The organism is Actinoplanes sp. NPDC048796 (assembly GCF_040650035.1).
Lineage (GTDB): Bacteria > Actinomycetota > Actinomycetes > Mycobacteriales > Micromonosporaceae > Actinoplanes.
In genome coordinates this window covers 458129-471325 of record NZ_JBEZGO010000006.1, presented here as the reverse complement: position 1 = coordinate 471325, position 13197 = coordinate 458129, and the positions used below count along the sequence as shown (strand labels likewise).

The 13197-nt window shown below is 71.2% G+C and carries 12 protein-coding genes and 1 pseudogene; 10 read left to right on the top strand and 3 right to left on the bottom strand.

The genetic code is table 11. The features are described from left to right. Positions 1-11: 11 nt before the first annotated feature. Positions 12-413, bottom strand: coding sequence for an SAV_6107 family HEPN domain-containing protein (locus AB0C26_RS26730; protein WP_360253162.1), 402 nt, complete (start codon positions 411-413; stop codon positions 12-14). Positions 414-962: 549 nt separating this feature from the next. Continuing rightward, positions 963-1826: a helix-turn-helix domain-containing GNAT family N-acetyltransferase gene (locus AB0C26_RS26725; RefSeq protein ID WP_360252922.1), complete on the bottom strand. Its 864-nt coding sequence runs from the start codon at positions 1824-1826 to the stop codon at positions 963-965. A 63-nt stretch (positions 1827-1889) separates the two neighbouring features. Between AB0C26_RS26725 and AB0C26_RS26720 the strand changes: the two genes are divergently transcribed. The 8 genes and pseudogenes from AB0C26_RS26720 (at position 1890) to crtI (ending at position 9654) form a co-directional block, all read left to right on the top strand. Continuing rightward, positions 1890-2702 (top strand): SDR family NAD(P)-dependent oxidoreductase, encoded by an 813-nt coding sequence (locus tag AB0C26_RS26720; protein WP_360252919.1) that lies wholly within the window; start codon positions 1890-1892, stop codon positions 2700-2702. Between the two features lie 73 nt (positions 2703-2775). Then, complete coding sequence (locus tag AB0C26_RS26715; protein ID WP_360252917.1) at positions 2776-4059, top strand: ferredoxin reductase family protein; 1284 nt, start codon at positions 2776-2778, stop codon at positions 4057-4059. 10 nt (positions 4060-4069) lie between these two features. Beyond that, positions 4070-4543 (top strand): YbaK/EbsC family protein, encoded by a 474-nt coding sequence (locus AB0C26_RS26710; RefSeq protein ID WP_360252914.1) that lies wholly within the window; start codon positions 4070-4072, stop codon positions 4541-4543. A gap of 905 nt (positions 4544-5448) precedes the next feature. Beyond that, positions 5449-5817: pseudogene (locus AB0C26_RS26705) on the top strand (spheroidene monooxygenase); the annotation flags it as partial. Beyond that, entirely contained in the window at positions 5814-6392 is a 579-nt protein-coding gene (locus tag AB0C26_RS26700; RefSeq protein WP_360252911.1) for a GNAT family N-acetyltransferase, read from the top strand. The pseudogene AB0C26_RS26705 and the gene AB0C26_RS26700, both read left to right, overlap by 4 nt. Then, positions 6393-7127, top strand: a complete 735-nt coding sequence (locus AB0C26_RS26695) for a carotenoid biosynthesis protein (protein ID WP_360252908.1) — start codon at positions 6393-6395, stop codon at positions 7125-7127. Beyond that, the gene (locus AB0C26_RS26690) at positions 7124-8218 is read left to right on the top strand and encodes a glycosyltransferase (protein ID WP_360252905.1); all 1095 of its coding nucleotides are present in this window, start codon (positions 7124-7126) and stop codon (positions 8216-8218) included. The genes AB0C26_RS26695 and AB0C26_RS26690 overlap by 4 nt, the downstream gene beginning before the upstream one ends. Then, positions 8215-9654, top strand: coding sequence for a phytoene desaturase family protein (crtI, locus tag AB0C26_RS26685; RefSeq protein ID WP_360252902.1), 1440 nt, complete (start codon positions 8215-8217; stop codon positions 9652-9654). The genes AB0C26_RS26690 and crtI overlap by 4 nt, the downstream gene beginning before the upstream one ends. A 205-nt stretch (positions 9655-9859) precedes the next feature. On the opposite strand, the gene AB0C26_RS26680 is transcribed toward crtI, so the two are convergent. Next, positions 9860-10783: a hypothetical protein gene (locus AB0C26_RS26680; protein ID WP_360252899.1), complete on the bottom strand. Its 924-nt coding sequence runs from the start codon at positions 10781-10783 to the stop codon at positions 9860-9862. A gap of 220 nt (positions 10784-11003) precedes the next feature. On the opposite strand from AB0C26_RS26680, the gene urtA reads away from it, so the two are divergent. Together urtA and urtB are read left to right on the top strand one after the other, a co-directional pair. After that, positions 11004-12284 carry an urea ABC transporter substrate-binding protein gene (urtA, locus tag AB0C26_RS26675; protein WP_360252896.1) on the top strand — a complete coding sequence of 427 codons (1281 nt, stop codon included), beginning with the start codon at positions 11004-11006 and terminating at the stop codon, positions 12282-12284. A gap of 6 nt (positions 12285-12290) precedes the next feature. Beyond that, the gene (gene urtB, locus AB0C26_RS26670; protein ID WP_360252893.1) at positions 12291-13175 is read left to right on the top strand and encodes an urea ABC transporter permease subunit UrtB; all 885 of its coding nucleotides are present in this window, start codon (positions 12291-12293) and stop codon (positions 13173-13175) included. Positions 13176-13197: the final 22 nt, after the last annotated feature.

Sequence of the window (13197 nt, the reverse complement as noted above, 5' to 3'; positions counted from 1 at the left end):
CTGCGACGGCGTCAGGCGGCCAGGCGGGGCTGGTAGGCCAGGCCCAGGGCGGACTCGACGACAGCCACGAACTGTTCGGCGGCTCGAAGGAGGTCGTCGGCCTCGCGGGGGCTCACCACGCGGGGGATGCCGGCCTCGGCGGCGGCTCGTTTGCCGGCGCCCAGGGCGAAGTAGTTGGCCCACTCGCCGAACTCGGGGGCGACCAGAACCAGCAGCGACCAGACGCTGGTCACGCGGCTGCGCCTCGTGGACGTGGCCGGGCGGGCGCGGGCGGCCAGGACCGCGGCGGCGGCGCGCAGGGCGGCCAGGTGGGCCGCGGCGTAGCGCAGGCCGTCGGGGCGGGTGCGTGCCGCCTCGTCGAGGCCCTGGCGGGCGATGGTCAGCAGTTGGGCTGGGGTGCGCTGCGGCAGCATGTGCGCCGGAACCGTGGGCGCCTCGGCCCGAGCCGCGGTCGGCGCGTGCGCCAGACCGGGCACCTGGGCACCGGGCGCGTGGGCACCGGGCACCTGGGTGAGGGCCGGCGCCGTGTTGCTCGCCATGGTTTCTCCTCGCGTGTGTCGCATCCGACGAACTGGTCGAACCGATCAGCTGCGGAGGAAGACGCAGCAGCTTGCCGTTCAGGGGCAGCCGGCCGGGCGTGAAGCTTCCCCACACCACACCCGGCCGGACTCACCGGCGGGTCCGTCGCCCGCCACCCGGGGGTCGGGGGCAGCGGACGACGGTCCTGCCTTGTCTGAAGGCCCCGGGCCCGCGAATGCCCGGTGCCTCACGCGCGGCACTTCGCGGGTGCCGCGCACCGGGCGCCGAGCCGCGAAACTCGGCCCCCGGCGTCAGAGCGGACGCTCGTTCGAACATCCGTTCTAACTAAGGAAGAGACTAGCACTCGTGTACGACAAAAAAGCAACTCCGCGTGCGCGGCGCCCCCGTCGTGTTGTGGCATGCGTCACACGGGAGGAAAAGGATCAGAGGGGCTTCTCGAAGGCCAATTGGTTGTACGGGGACTCGTCGTACGGCGGGATCTCCCGGTACCCGGCGCTGCGGTAGAGGGCGATGGCCTCCACCAGCGTGGAGTGGGTACCCAGGCGGACCGTCGTGACGCCGCGGGCCGCGGCGTCGGCCTCGAGGGCCGCGAGCAGCCGCCGCGCCAGCCCCAGCCCACGAGCACGGGGGCTGACCCACAGGTGCCGGATCTCCGCCGTCCCCGGGGAGCCGCCCTGCCACAGCCCGCAGCCGACGGGCTCGCCCTCCTCGGCGGCCAGCAGGAAGGTGCCGTCGTGCAGGGTGCCCGGTGGCAGCAGGGCACCCTCGGCGTCGTAACCCTCCGGGAAGCGGGTCACCAGCTCCGCCGCGTACGCCCGCAGGCAGAACCGGGCCTCCGGCGCGGCGTCGGGCACCGGGGTCAGGGTGATCGCGGCCAGCCGCAACAGGCGCTGGATCGCCGTCTGCGCCTCCACCAACTCGGCCCTCTGCCGCGGGCTCAACGGCTCCAGCAGCTCCGCCACGTACACCCGGGAACGCTCCTCCAGCTCGGCCACCTCCCGCCGCCCGGCCGGCGTCAACGTCGCCGTCCGCACCCGGGCGTCGCCCGGCCGTGGCGCCACCGCGACCAGCCCCTGCGAGCTCAGCGACCGCAGCATCCGGCTCAGGTAGCCCGAGTCGAGCCCCAGCCGGCGCCGCAGGTCGCGCAGGTCGGCCCCGGCGCCGATCTCGAACAGCAGGCGCGCCTCGCCCAGCGGCCTCCCCTGACCCAGATATTCGTCGTTCAGCACCCCGATGCGCCGCGTGTAGTACCGGTTGAAGTCGCGCACCAGGTCGATGTCGTCCACCCGTACAACCTAAGACCTGAGTCAGAGATTGCGGGACGAAGGATCGACAGGGAGGATCCGAAGATGGACCGGATCGTGGTGATCACCGGAGCGAGCTCCGGCATCGGCTTGGCCGCCGCCGAGCTGTTCGCCCGGCAGGGTGACCAGCTCGTCCTCGTCGGGCGCAACCCCGCCAAGCTGGCCGAGGCCGCGAAGCGCGTGCACGCCGCGGTCCGGATCTACGCGCCCGACCCGTACAAGGAGCCCGACGTCCAGCGGGCCGACTTCGAAGACCTCGACCAGGTACGGGAACTCGCCGCCCACCTGGACCGGACCTACCCCCGCATCGACGTCCTGGCCAGCAACGCCGGCGGCATGGTGGCCGAGCACCGGATCACCCGGGACGGCTTCGAGGCGACCATGCAGAGCAACCACCTCGCCCCGTTCCTGCTGGCCGGCCTGTTGCACGAGCGCATCGGGCGGCTGGTGGTCACCGCCTCCCGGGCCCACATGCGCGGTAAACCCGGCCCGCACGACTTCGTCGGCAAGAACACGAGCTGGCAGGCCTACAGCAAGGCGAAGGCGGCGAACGTCCTGTTCGCCGCCGAGGCCGCCCGTCGCTGGCCCGGCATCACCAGCGTCTCCTTCCACCCCGGGGTGGTGCGCAGCGACTTCGGCGCGGGCAAGCTGACCCGCTTCTTCTACCGTTTCGCCCCGTTCCTGACGACGCCGGAGACGGCCGGCGAGCTTCTCGTCTGGCTGGCCGACAACCCGGTCGTCAACGGCGCCTACTACGTGGGCCACCAGCCCCGGCAACCGTCGCGGCACGCCGCCGACCCGCAACGGGCCCACGAGCTCTGGCAGGCCAGCGTGGAGGCCACTGGCCTGGGCAAATAACCGAAATTTGGTAAGTCGTTAGCTTCTTCACGGGACCCTCCCGCGCGCGCGAGACAGACCGTACAAAGGCCTCGTGCCGAAGTTCATCGCCGCGTTCAGCCTGGTCGTCGTCACGGCACTGTGGACCGTCAACCGGGGCGAGGCGCCGGGCGGGATCGCGGCCGCGGGACGCCTGGCCGCGCTCTGGTCGGCCGATCTGCTGCTGATCCAGGTGCTGCTCATGGCCCGGATCCCGTGGGTCGAGCGGGCGTACGGGCAGGACGCGCTCGCCCGCTGGCATCGCTGGACCGGTTTCGCGTCGTTCACCCTGCTGCTCGCTCATACGGGGCTGGCTGTCATCGCGTACACCCGAATGGGCCGTCTGTGGGAAACCCTGGCCCTGGAGAGCATGGTTCTGGCAGTGGCGGCCCTGGCCGCCCTGACGCTCGTGGTGATCACTTCGACGAGGCACCGGCGACGTCGGCTGCGCTATGAGTCATGGCATTTATTGCATTTGTACGCCTACGCGGGCATCGCCTTGGCGCTGCCGCACATGCTGCTGCTCGGCAGCGATTTCCGATCACCGGCCGCGCGCGCCTACTTCTGGGGTCTCTATCTGATCGCCGCGGGCTCCATCCTGATCTTCCGCATCGGCCTGCCGATCTGGCGCACGGCGAGGCACCGGCTGGTCGTCCAAGGGATCAAGACCGAAGCACCCGGCCTCGTCTCCGTCTACCTGCGAGGACGGCAGCTGGAAAGGCTTCCGGCGCGGGCCGGCCAGTACTTCGTGTGGCGCTTCCTGGACGGGCGGGCCGGCCTGCGCGGCAACCCGTTCTCGCTCTCCGGCCCGCCGCGCCGCGACTCGCTGCGGATCACGGTGAAGGCGGTCGGCGACGGCAGCGCCCGCGTCGCCACGCTGCGGCCCGGCACCCGCGTGCTGATCGAGGGACCGTTCGGCCGGATGACGGCGGCGACGTACGCCGGCGGCCCGGTGACCATGCTGGCCTGCGGTGTCGGGGTGACGCCGCTGCTCGCGCTTCTCTGGGATCTGCCGTACGGGCGGGGGAAGGCCACGCTGGTCTACCGCACCCGGCATCCGCACGAGGTGGCGTTCCTGGAGGAGCTGGAGTGGCTGGCCGCCGACCGCGGGGTGCGGCTGGTGCCGCTGGTCGGCCCGCGCGCGTCGGACACGTCCTGGCTGCCGGCCGACTACGCCGAGTACGACGACGCGCAGGCGCTGCGGGCGCTGGCCCCGGACATCGCCGGCCACGACGTCTACGTCTGCGGGCCCGACCCGTGGGCCGAGGCGGTCTTCCGAGCGGCCCGCCGGGTGGGGGTGCCACCGGCCCGCCTGCACCGGGAGCGGTTCGGGTGGTGAGAATAGTGGGATGCAGGCACACCCGAACGTCATCGCCGTGCAGGACGCGCTGGACGCCGCCGGCGCCGCCGACTCACAGGTGATCATCCTGGACGAGGCCGTGCACACGGCGGCCGCGGCGGCCGACGCCCTCTGCATCGAGGTCGGCCAGATCGCCAACTCGCTGATCTTCGACGCGGACGGCGAGCCGCTGCTGGTCCTGACGTCGGGCGCCCACCGCGTCAACACCGATAAAGTGGCGGAAGGCCTCCAAATCGGACACCTCAAGCGCGCCACCCCCGAGTTCGTCCGCGAACACACGGGCCAGCCGATCGGCGGGGTCGCACCCCTCGGCCATCCGAAACCGGTGCGCACGCTGATCGACAAAAGCTTGCGGGAGTACGAGGTGATCTGGGCGGCCGGCGGCGTTCCCCAGGCGGTTTTCCCGATCACGTACGACGAGCTGGTGCGCGTCACCGCCGGCACACCGGCCGACGTGGCCTGATGCCGATCACGCTGCACGTCTGGCGCGTCCCCGCGCGGCGGGTCGGCTCCGCCATGCTGCGCATGGCCCGTCCCAAGGTCCCGCCCGGCGTGACTTTCGCCAAGTTCCTGGGTACGGCGAGCGGCTTCCGCCCCGGCGACGCCGATGTGACGCGGTACGCCGCGGTGACCGTCAGCGCCGAGCCGGTGAGCTTCCCCGAGTGGGACCGGATAGCGATCGCGCGGGCCACGATCGACCTGATACCGCTGCACAGCCGCGGCACCTGGTCCGGCCGCGAGCCGTTCTCGCTGGCCCCGACGCTCCCGGCCACAAGCCGTTCAACCCTCCCGGCCAGCAGTTCCCCGCCGTCGTCGGACAAAGATTTCCAGCCATCGTCGGACCGAAGTTCCCGGTCATCGTCGGACAGAAGGTCCGCGCCGTCATCGGACAGAAGGTCCGCGCCGTCGTCCGACAAGAGCTTCCCGCCATCGTCCGACAAAAGCGAAAAATCGGATATGGACGGCAGGATTGCGGCTTTCAACGCGGCGAGCACCGGCAGCACGGCCGCGGGCAACAGCGGCACGGCGGCGGGCAACAGCGGCACGGCGGCGGGCAACAGCGGCACGGCGGCGGCAGGTACCGGCGATGCGGCAGCGGACTACGACGGCGGCGCGGCACCGGGTAACAGCGGCGGCGCGGCAGCGGGCGGTGGCGGAGCAGCGGGTAACGGCGACGGCGCGGCAGCGGGCCACGGCGCGGCAGCGGGCCACGGCGACGGCGCGGCAGCGGGCGGTGGCGGAGCAGCGGGTCACGGCGGCGGCGCGGCAGCGGGTCACGGCGGCGGCGCGGCAGCGGGCGGTGGCGGAGCAGCGCGTCACGGCGACGGCGCGGGAGCGAATCACGGCGGTGGGGCGGCGGGGCGCGAATCGGGTGGGATGGTTCTTTCTCTCACCCGGGCGAGGCTTCGGCCGACGCGGGCGCTCACCTTCTGGCGGGCGATTCCGCCGGTTGTTCGGGAGCTGGACGGGGCGCCTGGGCTGCTCGCGTACTTCGGGATGGGTGAGGCGCCGATCGGCTGGCAAGGGACTGTCAGCCTATGGAGTGATGCGGCGGACCTGGCTCGATTCGCGTACCGTCAGCCGGAGCATCGCGCGGTGATCGCGCGGACGCCGACCGATCGGTGGTACGCGGAAGAGTTGTTCGCGCGGTTCGCCGTTCAGGCGATCAGCGGCGACCGGGCGGTGCTGGGCTGGCTGTCGGAAGATGTCGGAGCAGGGGGCGGGACCGGACGATGAGGCTCGTTGCGTGGCAGCCGGACGACCTGCTGCGGCGGCTCGACGACGTGGTCGGCGTCTACGGCGAGGCGATGGGCTACCGCCAGGAACTTTTGCAGACCCGCCGCGGTTACATCGGCGCCCACGTACGCCGGGCCGGTTTCCGGGCCGTGGCCACCCTGACCACCGACGGCCGGCTGGCCGGTTTCGGCTACGGGTACACCTCCGGGCCCGGCCAGTGGTGGCACGACCAGGTGCGGTCGGCGCTCGACGACGTGGACCGGCGGCGCTGGCTGGCCGACTGTTTCGAGGTGGTCGAGCTGCACGTGCGCCCGGTCGCCCAGGGGCACGGCGTCGGCGCCCGGCAACTGCGGGCGCTGCTGGCCATGGCCGAGGGTGAGACCGTGCTGCTGTCCACCCCCGAGGCCGACGAGCGCAAGTCGCGGGCCTGGCGGCTGTACCGCCGGTTCGGCTTCTCCGACGTGCTGCGCGATTTTCTCTTCCCGGGCGACGAGCGCAAGTTCGCCATCCTGGGCCGGGGCCTTCCACTGGTGGAGCGCCCGGCCGAGGAAGCACCAGGCATCGTCGGCATCTGAATGCGGCTTCCCTGGTTTCTGCTCGGCGCGCTCGTCCTGCTCCAGATCTGCTACCCGCTCACCAGCGGTGACACCCGGGCCGGCTTCACCGTCGCCACCGTGGTCCTGGGCTACGTGCTGTCGGTGTCGCACGCCTATCTCAGCCGGGGCCCGCGGGCCGCGCTGGCCCTGGTCGGCACGGCCACGCTGGGCGGCTTCGCGGTCGAGGCGATCGGCGTCGCCACCGGCTTCCCGTTCGGCACGTACGTCTACTCGGGCCAGCTCGGCCCGAAGCTGCTCGGCGTCCCGCTGATCATCCCGCTCGCCTGGACGTGGATGGCCTGGCCGGCGTGGCTGGCCGTGCAGCGGCTGCCGTCGCGGGCGCGGATCGCGGTGGCCGCGTTCGGCCTGGCCGCCTGGGATCTCTTCCTCGATCCGCAGATGGTCGCCGAGGGCTACTGGCGGTGGGAGTCGCCCACCCCGGCCCTGCCGGGTGTTCCAGGTATCCCGATCGGCAACTATCTCGGCTGGCTGGGCTTCGCGCTGCTCCTCATGACGGTCCTGTGGAGGACGGCCGGGGTGACCGGGCCACGGCCGGCGGACGCGCCCATGCTGGCCCTCTGGTTCTGGACGTACGCTTCCTCAGTGCTCGCCCACGCCGTCTTCCTGGATCTTCCCGGCTCCGCGCTGTGGGGCGGCGTAGTCATGGGCGCCGCCGTCCTGCCCGTGGCGTGGCGGCTACGGCCGCGCCGATGATCTGGCTCGCGCTTCTGCCCTGGGTCGCGCTGACCGCGCACACCGCCGTGAACGCGTTGCTCCTGCGCCGGGTGCCGCGGGGCGCGGTCACCGGTGAGACGGTGGCGCTGCTGTTGCCCGTACGCGATGAGGCCGCGCGCGTCACCGCCTGCCTCGAGTCGCTGCTGGCCCAGCGCGGCGTCGCCGGCCTGACCGTCTATGTGCTCGACGACGGCTCGACCGACGGCACCGCCGAGATCGTCCGCTCGATCGCCGGCGACAAGGTCGTGCTGCTCACCGGCACTCCCCCGCCGCCCGGCCGGCTCGGCAAGCCGCACGCCTGCCAGCAGCTGGCCGACGCCGCGCACGAGGCCGACGTGCTGTCCTTCGTGGATGCCGACGTCGTGCTCACTCCCGACGCGGTCGCCTCGGCGGTCACGCTCCTGCGCGACGCCGGGGTCGACCTGCTCTCCCCGTACCCTAGGATCGTCGGCGCCGGCCGCCTGGTCCAGCCTCTGCTGCAATGGTCGTGGCTGACATTTCTGCCGCTGCGGGCCATGGAACGCTCCCGCCGCACGTCGCTCGCCGCGGCCGGCGGGCAGTGGCTGGTGATCGACAACGCCGCGTACCGGAAAGCCGGTGGGCACGCCGCGGTCGGCAGCGAAATCCTCGAGGACATCGAGCTGGCCCGCGCGGTCAAACGCTCGGGCGGCCGCATCGCCCTCGCCGCCGGCGCGCCGCTGGCCACCTGCCGCATGTACGACTCGTGGCGCGAGCTGACCGACGGATACGCCAAATCGCTCTGGAAATCGTTCGGCACGCCTTTCGGCGCCGGCGCCGTCGTGGTCCTTCTTCTTTTCTTGTACGCGTCCCCACCGCTCGCAACCGCAATCTTCGCCCTTACGGGCTCTTGGGGTGCGGCGGGGGTCGCGCTGACGGCGTACGGCCTGGGTGTGCTCGGAAGGGTGATCTCCGCAAGCGCGACGGGCGGCCGAAGCTGGCCCGACGCCCTGGCCCAGCCGATCTCGATCGCGGTTTTCGGGTGGTTGGTCGTGAGGTCGTTCCGGCGGCGCCGCCGCGGCGCGCTGAGCTGGCGAGGAAGGCCGGTATGAGCAGAGTTGTCGTCATCGGCGCGGGGGTCGGCGGCCTGACCGCGGCCGTCCGCCTGGCCCGCGCGGGACACGACGTCACGGTGCTGGAACGCTCGGGCGTGCTCGGCGGCAAGCTGGGCGTCCACGAGCGGGACGGCTTCCGCTTCGACACCGGGCCCAGCCTGCTGACCCTGCCGCAGGTCTTCACCGAGCTCGACCTGAACCCGGTGAAACTCGACCCGGTGGTGCGGCACTTCTTCGCCGACGGCACGGTCCTCGACTCGTCGTCCGACCACGACGTCTTCCTGTCGCGGATCGCCGGCACCCTGGGCCCGGGCGCCGCCGAGGACTGGGATCGTTTCTGGAAGCGGGCCGCCCGCATCTGGAACGCCTCGTGGCGCTCGGTACTGCGCAAGCCGGTCACTCCCGCGTCGCTGCTGGGCCTGACCTGGCGGGTCGGCGACCTGGCGGCCATCGCCCCGGGCATGACGCTGCGCGGCCTGGGCCGCCACTACCTGCGCGACCCCCGGCTGCGTACGATGCTCGACCGCTACGCCACCTACACCGGAGCCGACCCGCGCCGCGCCCCGGCCGCCCACGCCGCCGTCCCCTACGCCGAGCTGGCCTTCGGCGGCTGGTACCTCCCCGGCGGTCTGGGCACGATCGCCACCGCCCTGGCCGGCCGCTGCACCACGGCCGGTGTCCGGATCGTCCGGAACACCACAGTGACCGCGATCGAAACCGTCGACGGCCGGGTCCGCGGCGTACGGACGCCCGAGGCTGTCGTCCCCGCCGACATCGTCGTGTCCAACGTGGACGCGGTGACGGTCTACCGCGATCTGCTGCCCACCCCCGGCCGGCTGGCCGGGCTCACCGACCGGAGCCTGGCCGGCTTCGTGCTGCTGCTCGGCGTGCGCGGCGAGACCCCGTCGCTCGCCCACCACAACGTGTTCTTCCCGAGCCACTACGACGCCGAGTTCGACGCCATCTTCGGCTCCGCCTCACACCGGGCGCGCCCCGCCTCCGACCCCACCGTCTTCGTGACCCGGGCCGGCGACCCCACGGTCCACCCGCCCGGCTCCGAGGCGTGGTTCGTGCTGGTGAACGCTCCCCCGCACGGCACCGGCTGGCAGTCGGTCGACTGGCGACGCCCGGGGCTGGCCGAGGCGTACGGCAAACACGTCCTTGACCTCCTGGCCCGCCGCGGCCTGGACATCCGCGACCGCGTCTCCTTCATGGAGACCCGGACCCCCGCCGACCTGGCCGTTTCCACGGCCGCACCCGGCGGGGCCATCTACGGGACCGCCGGCGGCCTGATGCGCCCGGTCAACCACGGCCCGGTCAAGGGCCTGTACCTGGTCGGCGGCTCGGTCCACCCGGGCGGCGGCCTCCCCATGGTCACCCTCTCGGCCCAGATGGTCGCCGACGAGATCGGCCCCGCCCGGGGAGATCAGTAGCGGGCAGTGCAAATGGCCCCAGTCGTTCCGTTTCTTCACGCAGGCTTGCACCCATCCGGTCCGCAGCCCATCGTCCGCGGGTCATGGTGATGGCACGACGACCGGTGACAGCCGGCCGCCGGCGCGGGCTCGGCGACCACCGCCACCGGAACCGTGGTGACGAGGGCAAACGCCAGGACGGCCGTCGCCCGGCGGAACCATCCACTCATGGGGCGCTCGCGAACTCGACGACCAGATCGGCGAACGCGCGCGCCACGCCGGCCCGGGCGGTCCCGGACACCAGCACGGGGGTGGGTGCCAGCACGTCACCGAACTGGTCCCACCAGAAGGCGTTCCGGATTCCAGCGGTCTTGGCGTCGCCGGGCTGATCGAACATGTTGGCCGCGCAGACCCGGGCCCGGTCGGCGTTGAGGCCGAACCGCCGGGCGAAGAAGCCGCCGAAGCGGTTGGCCGCCGTGTCCCGTGTCGCGTACTGCCGCCGGAACAGGGCGGACAGGGGAATCGCCGGGTCGAGCCGGCTCTGCTGTCCGATGACCCACGCATCGACGTCGGCGAAGTAGTCGCCGAGGGACAGAAACGAGTTGTCGGCCCTGGTGGCGAACCGGTCGGCGGCGAACGCGTACGCCTCGTCGCTGGACAGCCCGCTCTGATACCACTGGCAGCCGTCCGGGCGGCCGGGGTAGCCGCGGACGACATCGATGAACCCGGAGTCGAGCTCGCCGAAGACGGTGTCCGCGCCGTGGAACGCGAACGCGTTGGAGCGCATCCGCAGCCACTGCGCGACCAACTCGGGGCCGGACCGGCCGGGGTGGTCGACCCACCACTGGCTCGCCCGGGCCTCGATCCAGATCAGCATGGTGGAGAAGCCGTCGTTCGGATCCCGGGGCCGGGTCACACTGTTCACGCCGAGGCCGCGGCCCGAGACGATGTCGTTGTCGATCTCCACCTCGCCGGCCGTGCCCGCGGCCAGCACGGTGTTCGTGATCTGGTCGAAGGCCCAGTTGGCGGGCAGCGGGAAGCCGAGGTCACCGCTGTAGCGGTGGACATGCCGCTGACGAAGCTGCGGCCGGCCAGGCCGGCCGACTGCAGGCGCAGACAGACGTTGCGACAGCCGTCCACGCCGCGGCATGTCAGAACCATGCCACGAGCTCTCTGCGCGATCTTCAGATGGCAGAATCATGACATCAGTTTCGCCCGATTTATTGGTTTTTACCGGCGCTGCAAGTCTCTAACCGTCGCGGCGGCTACAGAGTTGGAACAGACAAGAAATGTCAAAGCAATGACACGAGACCAGTCTGCTTGCACCTGGCCGACGGCACGGCAGGATCCCAGGAACGGAGTTCCCGCTTATGTCCCTCTCCCGACTGCGCGCGCTCGTGGCTACGGGCGCCATCGTGACCGTGCTCGCCGGCTGCGGCGCCCGCGCCGGCGACGACATCGCCGGCGGCGGGTCGTCCGCCGCGGCCAGCTGCGTCGACACCTCCGGCAGCACCGTCAAGCTCGGCTTCCTCAACTCCCTGACCGGCGGCATGGCGATCTCCGAGAAGACCGTCTCCAACGTGCTGCACATGGCCGCCGACGAGATCAACGCCGGCGGCGGTGTTCTCGGCAAGAAGATCGAGTACGTCCAGGAGGACGGCGCCACCGACTGGCCGACCTTCGCCGAGAAGACCGAGAAGCTGCTCACCCAGGACTGCGTCGCCGCGATCTTCGGCGGCTGGACCTCGTCGTCCCGCAAGGCCGTGAAGCCGGTCGTCGAGAAGCTCAACGGCCTCTTCTTCTACCCGGTGCAGTACGAGGGCCTCGAGTCGTCGCCGAACATCTACTACACCGGCGCGACCACCAACCAGCAGATCATCCCGGCGATGGACTTCCTCGCCTCCAAGGGGGTGAAGACGCTGTTCCTCGCCGGCAGCGACTATGTCTTCCCCCGCACCGCGAACGCGATCATCAAGCTCTACGCGGCCAAGCTCGGCATCAAGATCGTCGGCGAGGAGTACGTGCCCCTCGACAAGGACGACTGGACCAGCCAGGTGGCGAAGATCGCGGCGGCCAAGCCCGACTTCATTTTCAACACCATCAACGGCTCGTCGAACGTCGGCTTCGTCAAGGCGTACTACGACGCCGGCCTCACCCCCGCCAAGACGCCGATCATCTCGGTGTCGATCGCCGAGGAGGAGGCGCCGGCCATGGGCCACGAGGTCACCGGCAACTACGCGTCCTGGAACTACTTCCAGTCACTCAAGACCGCCACCAACCCGAAGTTCATCCAGAGCTGGAAGGCCTACCCCAACAGCAGCGGCGTCACCTCCGACCCGATGGAGGCCGCCTACATCTCGCTGTACCTGTACAAGGCCCTCGTCGAGGCGGCCGGCTCGTTCGACGTCAACGCGGTGAACGCCGCGGCGAAGAAGACCACCATCACGTTCGACGCCCCGGAGGGCAAGGTCACGCTCGACGGCGAGAACCACCACATCTCCAAGCCCGGCCACATCGGGCAGATCAACGCCGACAACCAGTTCGACATCGTCTGGGCCTCCGACAAGTTCATCGAGCCCGACCCGTACCTCGAAGGCTACGACTGGTTCCCGGCGGACATCCGCAAGCAGCTCACGGACGCGGCGGGCTGACCGCACGTGGACGCGCTGATCCCCCAGTTGCTGAACGGCAGCGCACAAGGTGCCCTGCTCCTGCTCGCCGCCCTGGGCCTCTCGCTCACCTTCGGGCAGATGGGCGTGATCAACATGGCCCACGGCGAGTTCCTGATGCTCGGCGCCTTCACCGCCTACCTCGTCCAGCAGGTCGTCGCGGCCAGCGACCTGTCGATCCCGGTCGCGCTGCCGGTCGCGTTCGTGGTCGCCGGCCTGTTCGGCCTCCTGCTGGAGGTCACCGTCATCCGGTGGATGTACCGCAGGCCGCTGGACACCCTGCTCGTCACGGTCGGTGTCAGCCTGATCCTTCAGCAGGCGGCACTGCAGATCTTCCCGTCCCAGGGTGTCCCGGTGGAGAAACCCCGGTGGCTCGACGGGCAGCTGACCGTCCTCGGCTACGACTGGCCGATGCGGCAGCTGTTCACCATCCTGCTCGCGGCGGTCTGCGTCGCCGCGCTGTCGGCCTGGCTCAAGTACACCTCGTTCGGCCGCCGCATCCGGGCGACCGTGCACAACCGGGACCTCGCCGAGACCACGGGGATCTCCACCCGCACCATCGACCGCCTCACCTTCTTCGTCGGCTCGGGCCTGGCCGGCGTCGCGGGTGTGGCCGCGTCACTCATCGGCGGAACGAACTCCCAGATGGGCGCGCAGTACATCATCCCGGCCTTCCTCGTCGTCGCCGCCGGCGGCATCGGCCAGCTCAAGGGCACCGTCATCGCCGCGTGGGCGGTGGGTGTCGCCCTCTCGTTCTTCGCCTACTGGACCACCGGCAGCCTGGCGCAGGTGCTCGCCTTCATCCTCGTGATCGTCTTCCTGCAACTGCGCCCGCAGGGCCTGTTCACGGTGCGAACCAGGAGTCTGGCTTGACATCTCCCCATCCTGAGGGACG